The sequence below is a fragment of the Rhodococcus sp. T2V genome, assembly GCF_029269925.1.
Lineage (GTDB): Bacteria > Actinomycetota > Actinomycetes > Mycobacteriales > Mycobacteriaceae > Rhodococcus_F > Rhodococcus_F koreensis.
This window is the reverse complement of sequence record NZ_JARJBD010000140.1, coordinates 1-19086: the sequence shown is the minus strand read 5'-3', so window position 1 is coordinate 19086 and position 19086 is coordinate 1. Positions and strand designations below refer to the sequence as shown.

18 protein-coding genes and 2 pseudogenes are annotated in these 19086 nt (G+C 68.5%); 7 read left to right on the top strand and 13 right to left on the bottom strand.

Annotation, left to right across the window (positions count from 1 at the left end):
* Both P3H15_RS49605 and P3H15_RS49600 read right to left on the bottom strand, forming a co-directional pair.
* A pseudogene (locus P3H15_RS49605) lies at window positions 1–504 on the bottom strand (steroid 3-ketoacyl-CoA thiolase); the annotation flags it as partial.
* Between the two features lie 77 nt (window positions 505–581).
* The gene (locus tag P3H15_RS49600; RefSeq protein WP_276144075.1) at window positions 582–1382 is read right to left on the bottom strand and encodes a crotonase/enoyl-CoA hydratase family protein; all 801 of its coding nucleotides are present in this window, start codon (window positions 1380–1382) and stop codon (window positions 582–584) included.
* Between the two features lie 148 nt (window positions 1383–1530).
* On the opposite strand from P3H15_RS49600, the gene P3H15_RS49595 reads away from it, so the two are divergent.
* The 3 genes from P3H15_RS49595 to P3H15_RS49585 are packed head-to-tail and all read left to right on the top strand — an operon-like array spanning window position 1531 to window position 4885.
* On the top strand, window positions 1531–2502 hold the full coding sequence (locus P3H15_RS49595) for an NADPH:quinone oxidoreductase family protein (RefSeq protein ID WP_095862768.1): 972 nt from the start codon (window positions 1531–1533) through the stop codon (window positions 2500–2502).
* A 12-nt stretch (window positions 2503–2514) separates the two neighbouring features.
* Window positions 2515–3297: an enoyl-CoA hydratase gene (locus P3H15_RS49590; protein WP_276144074.1), complete on the top strand. Its 783-nt coding sequence runs from the start codon at window positions 2515–2517 to the stop codon at window positions 3295–3297.
* Window positions 3298–3307: 10 nt separating this feature from the next.
* On the top strand, window positions 3308–4885 hold the full coding sequence (locus P3H15_RS49585; RefSeq protein WP_276144073.1) for a long-chain-fatty-acid--CoA ligase: 1578 nt from the start codon (window positions 3308–3310) through the stop codon (window positions 4883–4885).
* A gap of 87 nt (window positions 4886–4972) precedes the next feature.
* On the opposite strand, the gene P3H15_RS49580 is transcribed toward P3H15_RS49585, so the two are convergent.
* The gene (locus P3H15_RS49580; protein ID WP_276144072.1) at window positions 4973–5917 is read right to left on the bottom strand and encodes an alpha/beta hydrolase; all 945 of its coding nucleotides are present in this window, start codon (window positions 5915–5917) and stop codon (window positions 4973–4975) included.
* A 119-nt stretch (window positions 5918–6036) separates the two neighbouring features.
* Window positions 6037–6642: pseudogene (locus tag P3H15_RS49575) on the bottom strand (poly-beta-hydroxybutyrate polymerase); the annotation flags it as partial.
* Between the two features lie 384 nt (window positions 6643–7026).
* Between P3H15_RS49575 and P3H15_RS49570 the strand changes: the two are divergent.
* Window positions 7027–7524: a MaoC family dehydratase gene (locus tag P3H15_RS49570; protein ID WP_276144071.1), complete on the top strand. Its 498-nt coding sequence runs from the start codon at window positions 7027–7029 to the stop codon at window positions 7522–7524.
* A gap of 9 nt (window positions 7525–7533) precedes the next feature.
* Window positions 7534–7929 carry a helix-turn-helix domain-containing protein gene (locus P3H15_RS49565; protein ID WP_276144070.1) on the top strand — a complete coding sequence of 132 codons (396 nt, stop codon included), beginning with the start codon at window positions 7534–7536 and terminating at the stop codon, window positions 7927–7929.
* A gap of 18 nt (window positions 7930–7947) precedes the next feature.
* On the opposite strand, the gene P3H15_RS49560 is transcribed toward P3H15_RS49565, so the two are convergent.
* The 9 genes from P3H15_RS49560 to P3H15_RS49520 all read right to left on the bottom strand — a co-directional run bounded on the left by P3H15_RS49560 (window position 7948) and on the right by P3H15_RS49520 (window position 17452).
* Window positions 7948–8217, bottom strand: a complete 270-nt coding sequence (locus tag P3H15_RS49560) for a hypothetical protein (protein WP_276144069.1) — start codon at window positions 8215–8217, stop codon at window positions 7948–7950.
* 84 nt (window positions 8218–8301) lie between these two features.
* Entirely contained in the window at window positions 8302–9249 is a 948-nt protein-coding gene (locus P3H15_RS49555) for an alpha/beta hydrolase (protein WP_276144068.1), read from the bottom strand.
* 101 nt (window positions 9250–9350) lie between these two features.
* Window positions 9351–9794 (bottom strand): SRPBCC family protein, encoded by a 444-nt coding sequence (locus P3H15_RS49550; RefSeq protein ID WP_346348879.1) that lies wholly within the window; start codon window positions 9792–9794, stop codon window positions 9351–9353.
* A 2-nt stretch (window positions 9795–9796) separates the two neighbouring features.
* Window positions 9797–11350, bottom strand: a complete 1554-nt coding sequence (locus P3H15_RS49545; RefSeq protein ID WP_276144066.1) for a succinic semialdehyde dehydrogenase — start codon at window positions 11348–11350, stop codon at window positions 9797–9799.
* A gap of 81 nt (window positions 11351–11431) precedes the next feature.
* Window positions 11432–11827, bottom strand: a complete 396-nt coding sequence (locus tag P3H15_RS49540; protein WP_012690998.1) for a low affinity iron permease family protein — start codon at window positions 11825–11827, stop codon at window positions 11432–11434.
* Between the two features lie 60 nt (window positions 11828–11887).
* Window positions 11888–13246 (bottom strand): L-serine ammonia-lyase, encoded by a 1359-nt coding sequence (locus tag P3H15_RS49535; protein ID WP_276144065.1) that lies wholly within the window; start codon window positions 13244–13246, stop codon window positions 11888–11890.
* Entirely contained in the window at window positions 13243–14484 is a 1242-nt protein-coding gene (locus P3H15_RS49530; protein ID WP_276144064.1) for an amidohydrolase, read from the bottom strand. Before P3H15_RS49530 ends, P3H15_RS49535 begins: the two co-directional genes overlap by 4 nt.
* A 34-nt stretch (window positions 14485–14518) precedes the next feature.
* Window positions 14519–15955, bottom strand: a complete 1437-nt coding sequence (locus P3H15_RS49525; protein ID WP_276144063.1) for an amidohydrolase — start codon at window positions 15953–15955, stop codon at window positions 14519–14521.
* Window positions 15956–15985: 30 nt separating this feature from the next.
* Window positions 15986–17452 (bottom strand): MFS transporter, encoded by a 1467-nt coding sequence (locus P3H15_RS49520; RefSeq protein WP_276144062.1) that lies wholly within the window; start codon window positions 17450–17452, stop codon window positions 15986–15988.
* A gap of 102 nt (window positions 17453–17554) precedes the next feature.
* Here P3H15_RS49520 and P3H15_RS49515 point away from each other — a divergent pair, with 102 nt between their 5' ends.
* Together P3H15_RS49515 and P3H15_RS49510 are read left to right on the top strand one after the other, a co-directional pair.
* The gene (locus P3H15_RS49515; protein ID WP_276144061.1) at window positions 17555–18568 is read left to right on the top strand and encodes an Lrp/AsnC family transcriptional regulator; all 1014 of its coding nucleotides are present in this window, start codon (window positions 17555–17557) and stop codon (window positions 18566–18568) included.
* 83 nt (window positions 18569–18651) lie between these two features.
* Window positions 18652–19032, top strand: coding sequence for a hemophore-related protein (locus tag P3H15_RS49510; protein WP_276144060.1), 381 nt, complete (start codon window positions 18652–18654; stop codon window positions 19030–19032).
* Window positions 19033–19086: the final 54 nt, after the last annotated feature.

The following is a 19086-nucleotide window of genomic DNA, read 5'->3' as shown; positions in this document are numbered from 1 at the left end:
GGTGTCGCGGTCGAACTTCCACTTGGCGGCGATCAGTTCCGCGGAGATGCCCTGGTTGACAAGACCTTCCGGGTAGCGGGCGGCGATGCCCGGGCCGGACGCGTCCTGCCCGATGGTGGTCGTGCCCATCGGAACCCGCGACATCGACTCGACACCCGCGGCGATCACGATGTCGTAGGCGCCCGCGATGACACCCTGCGCCGCGAAGTGCGCCGCCTGCTGGCTCGAGCCGCACTGGCGGTCGACGGTGGTCGCCGGAACCGAATCCGGGAATCCGGCCGACAGAACCGCGGTCCGGGTGATGTTGAGGGCCTGCTCGCCGGCCTGGCCGACACAGCCGCCGATGACGTCGTCGACCAGTACGGGGTCGATGCCGTTCCGGTCGACGATGGTGCGCAGCACGTGCGCGAGCAGTTCCACCGGGTGCGTACCCGACAGCGCACCGCCGGGCTTGCCCTTGCCGGAGGCGAGGCGGACTACGTCCACGATGACAGCGTTGGTCATGATGTTCCCTTTCGAAGTGTTTGCGAGCCCGCCCGTGAGTACTTGTTAACCGCCCGCGGTTAAGAAGTACTCACGGGTCAGCGGCCCTGCCAGACCGGTTGGCGCTTCTCGGCGAATGCCGTCGGCCCTTCCTTGGCGTCGGCGCTGGAGAAGACGGTCTTCAAAGCGGCGTTGTTCGCCGCCCATGCACCGTCTTCCCAGTCGGGTTCGGTGGCGGTGCGGTGGATCATCGCCTTCGATTCGCGCACCGACAGCGGTGCGTTGGCGGCGATCTGCTCGGCGAGTTCGAGCGCGACGGCGAGGGCGGTGCCCGCCGGGGCGACCCGGTTGACGAGGCCCAGTTCCTTGCCCTGCGCGGCGGTGATCGGTTCGCCGGTGAGCGCGATCTCCAGCGCGACCTTCTTGGGGATCTGCTGCTGCAGGCGGATCACGCCGCCCGCGGCGGCGAACAGTCCACGCTTGACCTCGGGGAGCCCGAGTTTCGCTTCCTCGTCGACGACCGCGAGGTCGCTGGCGAGCACCAGTTCGGTGCCGCCGCCGAGGGCGAAGCCGTTGACCGCGGCGATGGTCGGCTTGCTGATCCAGTGCTGCGCGTATCCGGCGAATCCCCACTCGGGATGGCCCTCGGCCGCCGTGCTCTGCCCTGCGGCGAGGGCCTTGAGGTCGGCGCCTGCGCAGAACGCGCGACCGGACCCGGTCACCACGATCACCCGTACGTCGGGGTCGTTCTCGGCCTGCTCGAGCAGAGTGCCCACGGCGGTCGACAGCGCGCCGTTCACCGCATTGAGCGCTTTGGGGCGGTTCAGCGTGATGATGCCGATGCCTCCGCGCCGCTCCCACAGTGCGGCTGCCTCCACCGTCTCGGTCTGTTCTGGCACGTCTCATCCTCCGACTCGGCCTGATTACTGATCGCTCGTTAAAGTTAGTACCACGCCGCTGGGAGCAGGGTCAATGGCCGACTTTATCTAGCGCCCGTTCAGTAGCGTCTGGTATGGATAGTCAGGGACCGACGGAGGAGACCACCACGTGTATGCCCAGCAACTGACCAGCGCTTCCGGCCCCGCCGGAGTACAGCTCGCCGAGATCGACGAACCCGACGGAACCGGACGCGTCGTCGTCGATCTGCACGCCGCCGGCGTGGCCTTTCCCGACCTGCTGCAGACCACCGGCAGCTATCAGATCGTCCGCGACATGCCGTTCGTGCTGGGACTCGAGGGTGCCGGCGTCGTCCGCAGCGCCCCCGCAGACAGCGGCATCCGGGCAGGACAGCGGGTGGCCGTCCTCGCGACGGACGGTGCGTGGCAGCAGACCGTCGCGGTGGAACCCGACTCGGTGTTCCCGCTCCCCGACTCGGTGTCGCTCGAGGCGGGCGCCGGCTTCCTGCTGAACTACCTCACCGTGCACTTCGCCCTCGACGAGCGTGCCCGCTACCGCGCAGGCGAGACCGTGCTGGTGCACGGCGCCGCCGGCGGTGTCGGGGTGGCCGCGCTGCAGGTCGCGGCCGCGCTGGGACTCGAGACGATCGCCGTGGTCAGCACGGAGGAGAAGGCCGGGATCGCGAAGGCCAACCGCGCCGACCACGTCGTCCTCGTGGACGGGTGGAAGGACCGGGTCCGCGACCTCACCGACGGCCGTGGCGTCGACATCATCCTCGACCCGGTGGGCGGCGACCGCTTCACCGACAGCCTGCGCAGCCTCGCACCCAACGGGCGGCTCGTGGTCCTCGGCTTCACCGGCGGCGAGATCCCCACCGTCAAGGTCAATCGGCTTCTGCTGCGCAACATCTCGGTTCTCGGCGCGGGATGGGGCGAATACGTGCGCACCCACCCCGGCTACACGGGCCGGCAGTGGGCGGCCCTGAGCCCGCTCCTCGAATCCGGCGCGCTCCGGATCACCGAACCCACCGTCTACTCGTTCGAACACGCCGGCGACGCACTGCGGACGCTCGAAACCCGTTCCGCCACCGGCAAGATCGCCCTCTCCGTCCGCCCTTCCTGACTAAGGATCCTCATGAGCTCCGACATTCCCGGCGTGCACACGACCGTCGACAACGGCGTCCTCCGCGTCACCCTCGACCGCCCGTCCCGCATGAACGCCGTCACCACCGAGTCCCTCGACGCCATCGCCGACGCCTTCGACAAGCACGCGGGTGACGCGGAGGCCCGGGTCGCGATCCTCACCGGCGCGGGCCGCGCCTTCTGCACGGGTGCGGACCTGGGCGGCCTCGACATCTCCGGGCCGCCGTCGTCCGCGACGATCGACGCCGCGAACCGCGCGGCGGCCACGATCCGCGCGTTCCCGCGGCCCGTGATCGGTGCGGTCAACGGTCCCGCGGCGGGTGTCGGGGTCTCGCTCGCCCTCGCCTGCGACCTCACGCTCGCCACCGAGTCCAGCTATTTCCTGCTCGCCTTCACGAAGGTCGGTCTGATGCCGGACGGCGGTGCCACCGCGTTGGTCGCCGCGTCGATCGGCCGCGCCCGTGCCCTGAAGATGGCCCTCCTGGCCGAACGACTGCCCGCGCGTGAGGCTCTCGCGGCCGGGTTGATCGCCGACGTGTACCCCGACGACGAGTTCGCCGCGACCGTCGACGCCCTCGCGCGACGTCTCGCGGACGGACCGTCGGAGGCCTTCCACTTCACCAAGGACGCCGTCAACGACGCGACGCTCATCGAACTCGACAACGCGTTCGCCCGCGAGCGTTCGGGCCAGATCGACCTTCTCGCCGCCGCCGATTTCCAGGAGGGCGTCGCAGCGTTCCTGGAAAAGCGTCCCGCCGTGTTCGGCCGGGCCTGAGGACGTCACCATGACAGCGGACGCCACCGTGACAGCGTCGTCGCACGCGCAGCCCTTCGCCTCGCGGCGGACGCACTGGGCCAATCATGTTGCCCGGCATGCTTTCGCGAAACCCGATGCGGTGGCGCTCCGGTTCCGGGGCGCCTCGACCACCTGGCGTGAACTCGACGACCGCAGCGCGCGGACCGCGGCGGTACTGGCCGCCCGCGGTGTCACTCGCGGCGACCGCGTCGTGCTGCTGCTCACCAACCGCCCCGAGTTCCTCGAGGTGATGCTCGCCGCGAACCGCCTGGATGCGATCGCCGTCCCCGTCAATTTCCGGTTGAGTCCCGGCGAGGTGACGTTCATCGTCGCCGACAGCGACGCCGCCGTCGTGGTCGTCGAGGATTCACTCGTCGATCTCACGGCCGAGGTCGACGACGCCGTGCCGGTGCTCGTGGTCGGCGACGCCCCCGACGACGTCTCGCTCGAGAAGCAGTTGCGCGCCGCAGATCCCGACGTTCCGATCGCGGACGTACCGGAGGATTCGCCTGCGGCCATCATGTACACGTCCGGCACCACCGGGCGTCCGAAGGGCGCGGTGCTGTCGCACCTGAATCTGCAGGCGCAGGCACTGACCCTCATCCGGGGATGGCGACTGTTCGACACCGAGTCCGAGGTCAACCTGGTCTCGTCGCCGCTGTTCCACATCGCCGCCCTCGGCAGCGTCGGACCGTTCCTGCTGATCGGCGCGACCGTCGTGATCCACCCGACCGGTGCGTTCGACGCGACCGAACTACTCGACGCGCTCGAGCGCGAGCGGGTGACCAGCGTGTTCATGGTGCCCACCCAGTGGCAGGCCATCCTCGACGACGCCGGCCCCGAGGGCCGGGATCTGGTCCTGCGGGTGCTGGGGTGGGGCGCCGCGCCTGCCACCCCGACACTCCTCGACCGGCTGAACGCCGCGTTCCCCGACGCCGCCATCGTGGCCTTCTTCGGGCAGACCGAGATGTCGCCGGTGACGTGCATGCTCGACGGCAAGGATGCCGTGCGCAAGATCGGCTCGGTCGGGAAGCCGATCGACACGGTCGCGATGCGCGTGGTCGACGAGGCGATGAACGACGTGCCGCAGGGCGAGATCGGTGAGATCGTCTACCGCGGAACGGGACTCATGGAGGGATACTGGCGCAACCCCGAGGCTACCGCGGACGCGTTCGACGGCGGCTGGTTCCACTCGGGTGATCTGGTGCGCGTGGACTCCGAGGGATTCGTGTACGTGGTGGACCGCAAGAAGGACATGATCATCTCGGGCGGGGAGAACATCTACTGCGCCGAGGTCGAGAATGCCCTCGCCGCCCACCCGGACATTCTCGACGTCGCGGTGATCGGGCGGGCCGACGAGCGGTGGGGCGAGGTTCCCGTCGCGGTCGTGGTCCCGCGGGCCGGGGCCGCGCCGGGGGTCGACGCCCTCGCGGACTGGCTCGACGGCCGGGTCGCCCGGTACAAGCGGCCCAGGTTCGTCGAGATCCTCCCCCAATTGCCCCGCAACGCCAGCGGCAAGGTCGTCAAAGGCGTTCTGCGCGAGCAGTTCGGTGCACTGAACAGCTAACCCACCGTCGGCAGGGTACTCGACACCTGCACCCACCCCCGAGTGCCGGCGGACGATTCCGACACTCGGGGGTGGACAGGCGTGTTCCTACGCGGTCGGTGAGGGAAGCAGGTCGCGCACGTAGAGACCGGGTGCGTCGCCCAGGACGGTGTGCTCGTCGCTGCCCAGGTGTGTGCTCGCCGCGGTTCGCTCGCCGGCGCGCTCCGAGACCCAGTCGGCCCACGGTTCCCACCAACTCCCGACCTTCTTCGTCGCCGCGTCGAGCCACGCCTGCGGATCGGGTCCCGGCTCGCCGCCTTCCCAGTAGTGGGACTTCGGGTTGCCGGGCGGGTTGACGAGGCTGGCGATGTGCCCGGAGAAGCTGAGCACGAACTTGCTGTCACCCGACAGCAACTGGGTGGTGCGGTAGCAGTTCTTCCAGTCCGTGAGGTGGTCGGCAATCGCGCCGGACACGAAGGTGGGCACGGTGATCCCGCCGAGGTCGACGGGCGTTCCCAGCACGGTCATCGCTCCCGGCGTCGCGAGGGTGTTGTCCTCGAAGATGTCGAGGAACTGGACGTGCAATGCCCCGGGCAGGTTGGTGCCGTCGGCGTTCCAGGCGAGGATGTCGAAGGCCGGTGGCGTCCGCCCCATGAGGTAGTTGTTGACCAGGTAGTTGAAGACCAGATCGTTCGGGCGCATCCAGGTGAAGGCGCTGCCCATGTCGCGGGCCGAGATGATGCCGTTGCGCCGGGACCGGCCCTTGACCATCTTCAGCAGACCCGGTCCCGAGAACGCCGCGAGCCCCGCCGGGTTTGCGAAGTCGAGCATCGTCACGGCGTACGACATGCTGTGCACACGGGTGTCCCCGATCGCGGCGAGGTGATTGAGCAGGGCTGTGGTGATGAGACCGCCGGCGCAGAACCCGATCACGTTGACGTCGTCGCTGCCGGTGATCTCCCGAACCTCGTCGATCGCGTCCGACACGCGTTGCGCATACGTGTCGAGGTCCCAATCACCCTGTTCCGCTGTCGGATTACGCCACGCCAGCATGAACGTCTGCAGTCCGCGAGAGACTGCGTGCTCGACGAAACTGCGGCCGGGACGCAGATCGAGTAGAAGCGGCCGATCGGCGGCGGCACCACGAGCACCGGCCGCTCATACACGGTCTCCGTGGTCGGCGTGTACTGCAGCACTTCGGCGACCTCGTCGCGGGCGACTACGGCGCCCGGCGTCACCGCGAGATCGACACCGACGGTGAAGGCGTCGGGATCGACCATCTGCGGCATCCCGCCGTTGCGGCGCAGGTCGGACACGTAGTTGCGCGCGCCGCGCACCAGGCTCATACCGCCGGTGTCGAAGGCCTCTTTCACTGCGGCCGGGTTGGTGAGCAAGTAGTTCGTGGGTGCGAGCGCGCTGGTGAGGATGGTCGACGCGAACGCCGCTTCCTCCGCGCGGCGGTGGTCGACCCGTCGGCTCCACTCCTCGACGACGCCGTCGATTGCGTCGACGGACGCGAGATAGGTTTGCTGCACGCGGCGATAGAACGGGTTGCTCGTCCACGCCTGGTCGGTGAACCGCCGGTCGCCCTCGGCCGACGCCACATCCGAGCTGCCCACCGCGATCTTCGTCAGTTCGCGCCCGAAACGGAGGGACTCGCGCAGGACCACCCGGCCCTGCCCGACGGCGCCCGTCACTGCGCTCACCGCGTCCCATGCGCCGAACCCGTCGGTGCGACCCTCCCCGTCGGGGGTGGCATCGGGTGTCACGAGTGCCATCTTCGTCTCCGCAGTCTTGGTCAACGGTTCTCCTCTGTCAGCACCTGGACCAGACACCCCCGTCGCGGGGATTCGTCCCTGTGTTGATCGGAGCATAAACACCAAGAATGGTTACTCGCGCGTAATAAATATTTCGAGCAAGATCATTTTCGACAGCGTGGGCGTCCGTGTCGAAAATGGAAACACGAGACGCATTTCTGATCGACATTCATTCAGCGGTAACTTTTTTCGCGCCGTGGGCCACTCTCGTGCAACACCATGGGACCCAGAAGAGGGTGCGGGATCAATGCGCGTGAAGCACTTCCCCGACCGGGGCGGTGTGCGTTACTGTGCGATCTCCAAGGGCGACGACGGAAGAAATTCGCCCATCATCGACGGGGGACCATGAACGCATCCAATTCGACGACAGGTGTCACCACCCGCACACCGGCACGCAGTGTCACGATGGCGGAACTGCCGACGTTGGTCGGTACCCGACTGGGCTCGTCCGGGACGTTCGTGGTCACGCAGGAACGCATCGACACGTTCGCCGAGGCCACCGACGATCGCCAGTGGATTCACGTCGACCGCGATCGTGCGCGGACCGGACCGTTCGGCACCACGATCGCGCACGGGTACCTCACGCTCTCGCTCGCGGTTCCCCTGCTGTGGGAGATCTTCGAGGTTTCCGACTGCGACCAGGTCGTCAACTACGGGCTGAACAAGGTGCGGTTTCCGGCACCCGTTCCGGTCGATTCGACGCTCAGCGCGGTCGCCGACCTCGTGGCGGTCGAACCGTGCACCGGCGGATATCAGGCCACCATCGCCCTCACCTTCGACGTGACGGGCGGCAGCCGTCCGGTCTGCGTCGCGGAGATACTGCTCCGATTCCTCACCGGTTAACCTGATGGAGTGGTCGACGAGGAAGCACGCTATCGCACCCTGGGGGAACTGATCCGGCGGCAGCGGGAGCTGGCCGAGCTCCCGATGCGGCAGTTCGCCGCGATGGTCGGCATTTCCAATCCTTATCTCTCCCAGATCGAGCGCAACCTCCGGGAGCCGAGCGAACGCGTCCTCGACGCGATCGCCGAGCATCTGCAGATGTCGACCGACATGCTGCTCGGGCAGCTCCGGAACGAACCTCGAGCCGTGTCCGGGGTCGTCACCGCGATCGACGGAGACCCCGACCTGACGAACGCACAGCGCAAGGCCCTCACGGAAATGTACGAGACGTTCCGAGAGGTCACCCGCGGCAAGCGCAAGCGGGGAAGGCCGGCCACAGGCGACGACTCGAACGTCGACGACTGACCGGCCCCGGCACGCGGCTTACTTCAGCAGTTCACGGACCGCCGAGGTCGCCGCGCCGCTCACGTTCCGCACCAGCGTCGCCTGAGCACCGGTGACGGTGCCGATCCACTCGAAGCTGCTGGCGTCGCCGAGGGTGGTGTGGAAATCGAGGCTGCTGTCGAGGGCCTTCTCGTACACGTCGAGTGACAAGTTGCCCGCCTTCTTCGCGGCATCGATGAACTGCGAGCCAACGGACGGGATCTCCGTCTTCGCGTTGGCGGACTTGGGATTCGGGGTGGGGGTGGTCATGGCGGTCTCCTTCGCGACTGATTCGTTAGCAAAATAGCACAGCGATTGCTAACGGACCAGGGTCGGTGACGGACCGCCCGTCGGCTAGCCCACCGGTGGACTGAGGTGGCGGACCAGGAAGTCGGTCTCGTCCGCGACCACCCGCTCGAACAGTGCATCGAAGTACGGGTCGAAATGCCCGCCCGGGTACACGTGCACCTCGGCGTCGGGGGTCCTGGCCGCCGCCTTCTGCGCACTGCGGGTGAACGTGACGACGTCGTTGTCGGCGATGGCGAAGAAGACGGGGCAGGCGATCTTCCCGACCGTCCTCGTCGGCCGGTACAGCGCCGCCTGCAACGCCACCCGGCCCGGGGTTTCGTTGCGCCACGTCGAACCGGGCGGATCCATCGCGTGATACCCAGCCTCCGCGTCGGGTGAGGTCATGGCCGCGAACGAGCCCGGCGGTCCGACGACGGGGAACATGTGCGGCGGACGGTGTCGCAGTTGGGCGTACCGGTCGCGCAGGTAGGCGACCGCCATGCGGCCGAGCCCGGCCGGCCCGAGTCGCGGGAGGTTGGTCAGTCCGTCGGTGTACGGAACCTGCGACACGACCGCGGCCACGCGCCGGTCCCGCGCTGCCGTGGTCAGGACGAGTCCGCCGGACAGGGACGTCCCCCAGAGCGCAACCCGGCCGGGGTCGATGTCCGGGCGGGTGCACACGTATGCGACGGCGCTGTCCCAGTCGTCGAGCTGGCTACCGATGTCGAGCAGTTGCCGGGGTTCGCCCTCGCTGGCACCGAAGTGGCGGTAGTCGAACACCAGCGCCGCGATTCCCGCGGCCGCGAACCGCGCCGCGAAGGCGTCGAGTCGCTGCTCGCGCACTCCGCTCCAGCCGTGCGCGAGCACCACGCAGGGTGCCGGCGTGGGTGTTTCGACTCGGCGACGGTACAGCCAGGCAGCGCAGCGCTGCCCTCGCGAGATGAACGATACGTCCTCGCGGCGGACGTCAGGGCACGACCGACCAGCTTCGACGGGTGTCGGCCGAGGATTCATGGAGGCGCCTCCGAGAGGTGTGGACACCGTTCAGTCTCGGGCGCTTCGGAGACCTGCGACAGGCACCCTAGGGTGACGAATCCGCACCCCAGGGTGGAAGATCAGCTCTCGAGGGCGACTTTCATGCGCTCGAGAGTCTGCCGCATCCCCTCCAGCATCAGCCGGTCGCGGTTGCTGCCCAGCACCTTCGATTTCTGCACCAGTCGCACCCACCATACGGGCGTCGCGTAGATCTCCCGGGTCTCGGTGACGAGCGTGCCGGAGCCGGAGGGTTCGAGGTGATACGTCCAGCGCGCCTTCGGTTCGTCCGCCTCGAACGAGAACCTTTGGTCCGGAACGACATCCACGACGGTGCAGTGCGTCTTCCAGCGCACCGCTCCGTGCCGGTTGGCGCCGACGAACCGCGACCCCACCGTCGCCGGTGTGCCCGACGTCCAGCGCGCCCCGGTGTTCTCGGGACTGAACCGGCCCATGCCCTCGACGTCGGTCACCACACCCCACACCCGGGTGGGCGGAACGTCGATCAGGATCCTCGCGCTGTCCACGTCTAGCGGCCCGGAATCCACTGCAGCGCCTTCACGAAGGGCGGCATGATCTTGGCCCACACCTTCGGCGAGAGTCCCCGCGGGCCACCGAGGTTGAGGACGCGGGTGGTGGCGATGGTCTGCGGCTCGGTGTACTTGAGGAGCCCGTCCTCGCCGTGGCGGCGCCCGACACCGGACACCCCCATGCCGCCCATCGGCGCTCCGGTGCTGCCCCACGCCGGCGCGTAACCCTCGTCGACGTTGACGGTTCCGGCGTGGATCCGGGCGGCGATGGCCTCGCCCTCCGCCTTGGTTCCCGCCCACACGCTGGCGTTCAGGCCGTACTCGGTGTCGTTGGCGCGTTCGACCGCCTCGTCGACGTCGGCGACGGGGTAGATCGAGACCAGCGGCCCGAACGTCTCGTCGCGGTAGCACTCGGCGTCCTCCGGGACACCGGTCAGGACCGTCGGCTCGTAGAACAGCGGTCCGAGGTCGGGGCGTGCCTTGCCGCCCGCCACCACGGTGGCGCCCTTGACGACGGCGTCGTCGACGTGGCTGGACACGGCCTTGACCTGGTCCTCGGACACGAGGCTGCCCATTTCGATGCCGAAGTCGTAGCCGGCGCCGAGCTTCATGTTGCGGACGCGTTCGCCGAACATCCGGGTGAATTCGGGTGCGATGGACTCCTCGACGTAGATGCGCTCGATGGAGATGCACAGCTGCCCGGAGTTGGAGTAGCAGGCGCGGACGGCGGCGTCGGTCACCTCACGGAGGTTGGCGCCTGCGGTGACGATCATCGGGTTCTTGCCGCCGAGTTCGGCGGAGAAGCCGATGAGGCGGCGACCGGCCTGCTCGGCGAGCAGCTGACCCGTCGCCGAGGACCCGGTGAACATCAGGTACTCGGTGTTCTCGACGAGGGCGGTGCCGACCACCGAGCCCGGTCCGGGCACGACGGCGAACAGGTCGCGCGGCAGCCCGGCCTGGTACAGCAGGTCGACGCAGGCCAGGGCGCAGTACGGGGTCTGGCTGTCGGGCTTGAGGACGACGGCGTTGCCGGCGAGGAGCGCGGCGACGGCGTCCGACACCGCGAGGGTCATCGGGTAGTTCCACGGCGAGATGACGCCGACGACGCCCTTCGGCTGGTACCGCACCACCGTCTTGGTGAGGCCGGGCAGCATGCCGGAGATGCGGCGGGGACGCAGCAGCTTGGGGGCGACGCGCGCGTAGTGGCGGGCGGTCATCGAGATGTCGAGGACCTCCTCCTGCGCGGCGGCGCGGGACTTGCCCGTCTCGGCCTGCGCCATGTCCATTAGCGCGTCGCGGTTCTCGAGCACCAGGTCGCGGTAGCGGTGGAAGATCGCGGCGCGTTCGGTGACCGGGCGGGCGGCCCATTGCTTCTGCGCCACCCGGGCCCGCGCGATCGCGTCTTCGGCGTCCTGGGCCGTGCCGACGGGGACGATGGCCAGTTCCTTGCCCGTGAACGCCTCGACGACGGACCGCGTCGGGCGATCCGCGGCGTCCGGGATGGCGATGAGGTCGGCGAGCCGCGCGAACGTGGCGGCGGTCGGAACAGGCATTTCGTACCCCTACTGGTTAGTAGTTTTCGCGGTTACAGATAACTTACCCGTTCCGTGTGCCGTGTCACAGGGGCGGACGGATCAGTGCCGCTCCTCGAGCCCCACCGCCTCCCGCAGCTTTTCCTCCGCCTTCTTCAGTTCGGGATCGTCCTGGGCGGAGGAATCGAGCAGGGCGGCGAGGGCCTCGGCGATGACGTTGAGCTTCTCCTGCAGCGCCTCCGCCGACCGCCTGCCCGCGTTCTCCAGCAGCACCACCAGCAGCAGCGTGAATACGGCGCCGACTGTGTGGATGGCGATCTGCCACTCGTGGAGGTCCTTCCACAGCGGAATGCTGACCACCCACAGGACCACGACACCCGCACAGATCCCGAAGAACGGCGCCTGGCTGACCCGGAGTTCGATCTGCTCGACGAACTTGTCGAACGTCGACCGCTGATCCGTGCGCTGCTCGCGTGCAGCCTTCGCACTGCGTTCCATCTTCGGAGTCTAGGCTCAGCCGCCACTTCCGATATGCCCGATTCAGCCGATATGACTGTTTCAGCACATCACGACGTTGAGTGCGAGACCGCCCGTGGATGTCTCCTTGTACTTGTCGGACATGTCGAGGCCGGTCTGCCGCATCGTCTCGATGACCGTGTCGAGGGAGACGACGTGGCTGCCGTCGCGGTTGAGGGCCATGCGGGCCGCGCTCAGTGCGGTCACGGCCGCGATCCCGTTCCGCTCGATGCAGGGGATCTGCACGAGACCGCCGACCGGGTCGCAGGTGAGGCCGAGGTGGTGTTCCATCGCGATCTCGGCGGCGTACTCGACCTGCGCCGGTGTTCCGCCGAGCACCGCGCACAGCGCCCCGGCCGCCATCGCGCACGCCGATCCGACCTCACCCTGGCAGCCGGCTTCCGCCCCCGAGATGGACGCGTTCGCCTTCACCAGCGATCCGATCGCCGTGGCGGTGAGCAGGAACGCCCGCATGTCCGCGGTGCCGCCGGAGAGGAACTGCTCGTAATACCGTCCGACGGCCGGGACGATCCCGGCGGCCCCGTTCGTCGGCGCCGTGACGACGCGGCCACCGGCGGCGTTCTCCTCGTTGACGGCCATCGCGTACGTCTGCAGCCAGTCGATCGCATCGTGGGACGAACCGGCGGATACCAGTCGCCGGTACAGACCCGGCGCCCGGCGCACCACGTCCAGCCCACCGGGCAGCCTGCCCTCGGTGGCGACACCGGATTCGATGCACGACACCATCGCCGACCAGATGCGGTCGACCGCTTCCGGCACGCGGCCGGCCCCGATCAGTACTGCCTCGTTCGCGTCCGCGACCTCGGCGATGCTGTTCCCGGTCTCGGCGCAGATATCGAGCAGCTCACCGGCGGTCGTGAAGGGGAACGGCACGGCGGGCCGGTCGTCGACTGCGGGCGGTCGTGCATTCTCCGGAACGACGAACCCTCCGCCGACCGAGTAGTACACCCGGTCGGCGACGGCGGATCCGGCGCCGTCGATGGCTTGCAGCCGCAATGCGTTGGTGTGCAACGGCATCCGAGTGAGCGGTGCGAACACCACGTCCCGTTCCCGCATGACGACCGGACGCGTACCGCCGAGGGCCACGGTGGCGCCGTCGCCGAGCCTGCGCCACGCGCCCCGAACATCGTCGGGATCGCACGTCTCCGGCCGGGCCCCGGCCAGCCCGGCGACGACGGCATCGGGGGTGCCGTGGCCGATGCCGGTCGCCGCCAGCGCCCCGTAGAGAACGCATTCCACCCTCTCGACCCGGTCGAGCCGACCTGACGCGCGCAACTCGTCGACGAAGTCCGCGGCCGCACGCATCGGGCCGACGGTGTGGGAGCTGCTGGGCCCGATGCCGAGGGAGAAGAGTTCGGTCAGGGAGACGTACGCGCTCATGCCCAGTTCGCGGTCCGGGTGAATCCCTCCGGGCGTTCCGCCTGCAGCCGGAGCAGCTCGCCGCGGACCCCGGCGTCCAGTGCGGCGTCGAGGACGGTCCATGCCAGCGCCGTCGCACCGTCGATGATCGCCGTGTCGGCGGCGGGAGTCGCCGCGGCGTCAGCGAAGTCGGCGTTGTGCGGGATCGCGGTGCTCCCGAGGACGGCGATCCCGGGGTGGATCGACGGCACGACCTGCGACACGTTGCCCATGTCGCTGGACCCGCCGCCGAGCTCCGCGGACGTCAGTTCGCGGCCGGTGGCCTGCACGTTCCGGTCCCAGAGGTCCGCCAGCACCGGGTTGTTCAGCATCGGCGCGTAGGGCGGTTCCGTCGCCTCGTAAGCCCACTCGCATCCGGTCGCGATCGCACCCGCCTCGAAGCAGGCGAGCACCCGCTCCTTCACCTCGCGCCACTCGTCGATCTCCGGTGCCCGCACCTCGACCTGCACGACCGTCCGGGCCGGGATGATGTTGGTGACGTCGCCGCCGTGCGAGACGAACGCGTTGACGCGCGTCTTCGCCCGGAACTGCTGACGGACCAGCCCGATGGCGTTCAGCGCGATCGTCGCGGCGGCCCCGGCGTTGATCCCGTGCTCCGGTGCGCCGGCGGCGTGTGCGGCGCGGCCGGTGAACGTGACCTCGAACCGGTCGACCGCCTGCATCCACAGTGAGGCGCAGGGCATGTCCGTGCCCGACGTGCCGTGGACCATCAGCGACAGCGCCGCGTCCTCCCACGCGCCGGCTTCGAGCATGGGAATCTTGCCGCCGCCGTGCTCCTCGGCGGGTGTGCCCAGCAGTTTGATCCGGAGTCCGGCCTCGTCGGCGACGGCCGCGAGCGCGAGTGCGGTGCCGACCCCGGCGGCCGCGATCATGTTGTGCCCGCACGCGTGTCCGACCTCGGGCAGTGCGTCGTACTCGGCGCAGATCGCGACGGTGAGGTCGCCGCTTCCGTAGGTCGCCTCGACGGCCGTGTCGAGTCCGTAGACGCCGACGGTCGTATCGAAGCCGGCGTTCCGGAGCGTGTCCCCGACGAGCGCGGCCGCGCGGTGCTCCTCGAACGCGATCTCGGGGGTGTCGTGAATGCGATGGCTGAGCTCGAGCAGCTTCTGCTCGTTGTTCCGGATGATCTGCGCCGCAGCGTCCTTCAACGTTGCCGTGCGCGCGTCGGTGGTGTCGCCTGCGGAGGTGGCGAGAGTCATGAGCGGGTACCCTCCTGGTAAATGGGAACGACGGTCACTGCGCGACGACGACGTCACGCAGAGGCGGCGCGACGACCCCGTCGGGAAGCGGTGAGTCGTAGGGAGTTTGCGTCGTGCGCGTGCTGAATTCCTTGCGCGCCGACGCCAGCAGTTCGGCGTCCGTCAGGAGGTCCACGGCGGTCGAGGCCATGATCTTCGCGGCGTGGATCATCCCCTTGTGCGCGGCGGGCAGCTTGCCCTGCGCGACCATCTGCCACGAGTGGGCGGCCGTGCCGACACCGACGCACGCGGTGGCGCACTGCACGAGCGGCGTCACCCAGCTGACGTCGCCGAGGTCGCTGGAGCCGGTCATCGTCGGGCGCAGCGAGCGCGCGTCGAACGTGACGATCCCGGTGTGCAGAGCGCCTCCGTCGCTGTCGAATTCACCGCCGAGCGTGCTCGCCGTGCGTCCCGACGCCGTCTTGGTAACGAACGCCTCCGCGGACGCGAGATCGGTGTCGTCGAAGGGCACCGGCCCGAGCTCGCGGAGCCGCTCCTGCATCGAATCCTCGAGGACGACGTTGGGCAGGATGTCCGAGCAGCCGCCGTCGATCTCGATCTCGACCGTCGTCTCCGTCATCAGGGCGGCGCCCTCGGCGATCTTCGTCACGCGGGCGAACAGCTCGCGCATGCCGGCCACGTCGGGCGAGCGCACCAGGTAGTAGGCCTCGGCGGATGCCTGCACGACATTCGGCGAGCGGCCTCCGGTGTCGAGGATCGCGTAGTGGATCCGGCAGTCCGAGGGCATGTGCTCACGGAGGAAGTTCGTGCCCACGTTCATCAGTTCGAGTGCGTCGAGTGCGCTGCGGCCACGTTCGGGCGACACTCCGGCGTGCGCGGCGATGCCGGTGAACCGGACGTACGCCTGGACGTAGGCGAGGGTCCGGATCCGTTGCACGGTGGTGGTGTCGCCGGGATGCCAGGACACGGCGGCATCGACGTCGTCGAAGGCACCTTCCTTGACCATGAACGTCTTTCCGGCGGCGGCTTCCTCCGCGGGACAGCCGTAGTAGCGGACGGTTCCGGGCAGGCCGTTCGCGTCGAGGTAGCGTTTGACGGCAGTCGCGGCAAGGAGGGAACCGCCGCCGAGCAGGTGGTGGCCGCAGCCTTGTCCGTTGCCGGACTCGTTGCCGGGTTCCGGCTCCGGCACAGCACTTCCCGATTTCTGACTCAGACCGGCGAGGGCGTCGTACTCACCGACGATCGCGATCACCGGTTGACCGCTGCCCGCTTCCGCGCTGAATGCGGTCGGGATTCCCGCCACCGACCGGGTGACGGTGAAGCCCTCCGCCTCGGCAGCAGCGATCTGCGCATCGACGGACGCGTGCTCTTCCCAACGCAATTCGGGGTTGTCCCAGATGGCATCGCTCAACGCGGCGTACTGCGGGCCGAGCTCGTCGATGGTGCCGAGGAGTTGTGGATCGACAGACACAGGAATTCCTTTCATCGGTGTCACGGGTTGTCAGGCGTGTATTTGCTCGCCGTCGGCGAGCGTGGGCTTGTCGTTCTCGGTGGTCGTCGCGGGAGACCGGAGTTTGCGCGCCAGGACGGCCGTGACGACGCACAGTGCAGCGCAGACTGCCCAGACCACGTGATAGGCGCTCGCGGAAGGGATCTGCTTGCCGCCGGCGGTGAGTGCCGGGGTGACCATCGACGACATCACGAGCGCGAACACGGCGCCGGACACGGCGCCCGCCGCGGTGCGGGACGTGTTGTAGAGGCCGGACGCGATGCCGACCGAATCCGGCGGCGCCTGCTGCACGATGACGGTGGGCAGCACCCCGACCACCACTCCGCCGCCGAGGCCCGCGACGACGAGCCACAGGGCGAACAGTGGGGCGCTCCCCGGGACGACGATCATCAGTCCGTAAGCCGCCGCCGAGAGCAGCGCACCCAGTGCGAGGGATCCGGGGACGGTGAGGGCGGACCGGGCGAGCCGGTCGCTGACGGACGCGCCGACGAACATCGCGAGCGCGAACAGCGCCAGGATCAGGCCGGTCACGGACGCGGTGACACCCATCCCGTAGCCGTTCGTCTCCGGCACGGCACGCAGGAAGAGGGCGCAGGGGGTCTGGACACCGAACAACTGGGCGCCGAACAGCAACGCCATCAGCATCGGTACCCGCATCCCTCGTCCGATGACGTCGAGGTCCACGAGGGGGTGCTGGACGCGTCGTTCCACGAACACCCACACGACGAGAACCGCGGCCCCGACGCCGACGGCCGACCACGTCAGCGCGCTCGTCCAACCCCAGGTGCTCGCGTTGGACACACCGCCGAGCACGCCGAGCAGTCCGACCGTGAGCAGGACCGCACCGGCCCAGTCGACTGTTCCTTCCTTACGCACCGTCGTCTCCGGGACGAGGAAGTAGACGACGGGCAGGCAGATCGTCATGAGCACGGCGGGGACGAGCAGGACCAGCCCGACATTGTCGACGACGGAGTCGAGGAGGAATCCCGAGAGCAGGCCACCGACGGCGGCGCCCAGCGTCAGCGACCCGACGAGTCGGCCGATGCTCCGGCCGGCCGTGGCCGCGTTGCGGTCCCGCACGATCGCGAATTCGAGCGGCAGGAACGCCGCGAGCGGCGCCTGCAGCGCCCGGCCGACGAGCAGCAGTTCGTAGGACGGCGCGAACGCGACGAGGTACGAACCGAACGCGACGGAAGTGGTGGCGAGAACGAGAAGGCGTTTGTGCCCGAAGAGGTCCCCGAGTTTGGCGATCAGCGGCACGCAGGCGGCCGTTCCCAGCAGGTACATGGCGCTCACCCAGTTCAATGCGGCGGACGACGCGTCGAAACGCTCGCCGATGGCGGGCAGCAGCGGGGACAACCACCCCTGCAGCAACCCGCTCGCGAACTCCATGACCACGAGAAACCCGACCGCTGCGGTGGCAGCGTCGCCTCCCCGGATGTGGGGCGAAGAACTCATGTCGACTCCAAGAGGACGAGTGGAAAGTGACTCATGGAAGAGTGCCGCCGCGTGAATTCCGTCGTGTAAATTTGCAGCATTCTCGGCATCGAAGGGCGAACTATGCAGGATTACGAGCCAGATGACGTCGACTTCGCACTCATACATGCACTGCAAATCGAGCCACGGGCATCGTGGAAGGCGCTCGCGCCCGCATTGGCCGTCGACCCCGTGACGTTGGCGAGGCGCTATCAGCGGCTCCTCAACGCCGGACTGATCTGGATCACCGGATACGACCCCGGGACGCCCGGGCGTGGCGCGCTGATCGAAATCGAATGCGCACCCGGACAATCCGTCTCCACCGCGGAGGCCATCTCCGAAGATCCGATGGTCGCGAGCATCGATTTCACGGCGGGCGGACGCGACCTGCTGCTCACCCTGATGGCAGAGGATTCGGTAGACACGTCACGATTCCTGCTCCACCGCCTCGGGGAGTATCCGGCGATCCGGCGAGCCCGGACGCACCTCATCACGGAGGTCCTCTTCGAGGCCGGGAACTGGCGGCTGCGGACACTGTCGGCGGAGCAGGTCGCCAAGGTTCCCGCAGCCCGACCGCCGCGTCCCCGCGCAGCGCGGACGGTCGCACCCGGCCTCAAGCGCCTGATCCATCACGAACTGGGAATCGACGGCCGCGCACCGACCACGGCGATCGCGGAACGCGCCGGCGTCAGCAATCAGCGCATCACCGACGCGATCGCGACGATGCGGCGGGACGGCTCCCTCCGACTGCGCACCGACATCGCCCGGACCTACTCGGAGTGGCCGATCTACGCCTGGTACTTCATGCAGGTTCCCGCGCCCCTCGTCGAGCGACTGAGGACCTCGCTGGGCAAGATCGAGGAAGTGCGGTTGGCGGTGCTCGTGGCCAGCGAATACAACCTGATCATGGCCGTCTGGTTGCGCACCCTCAACGACGTTCACCGGTTCGAACTGCTCCTGGAGAAGCTCCTGCCCGGGTCAAGGGTGGCGGACCGCTCGGTGGTCATGCAGATCGGCAAACACCTCGGGCACATACTGGACGACCGCGGCCGCGCGACGGGTCCGGTGGTGTCCATGATTTCGCCCATCCCGACGTGAGCACGGGCCACGATTCTCAGAGGAATCACAACTCGTACCCCTAACGTGTCCCCGGCATACTCACCGACACTGGAGGACTCGTCATGAACGTTTCACGAGCACGTCTGCACCTCGGCATCGCAGCGGCCGGCACCCTCGCCGCGGCCGTCCTGGTACCGGGGATCGCTTCCGCGGATCCGACCGACTCCGACTCAGCCCGCCTCGTGAACAGCACCTGCAGCTTCGCCCAGATCGATGCGGCGATGCACGACGTGACCCCGCGGCTCGCCGCGCGCCTGGAACAGGCACCCGAGCGCAAGGCTCAGCTGGCGGACTTCTTCTCGAAGTCCCCTGCCGATCGTCAGGCCGTCCTCGACGCACACCCGCAGCTGAAGAGCCGACTGGAGACCGTCCCGACCGAGGGGCCAGCTGTCGAGTGGCGCGCGAAAGCGCTGACGATCGCCGAGACCTGCGGCAACTACTGACCTGACTTAGGACATTTCGCTTAGTGCCCCGCCTCGAGGCCGAGTAGAACAAGG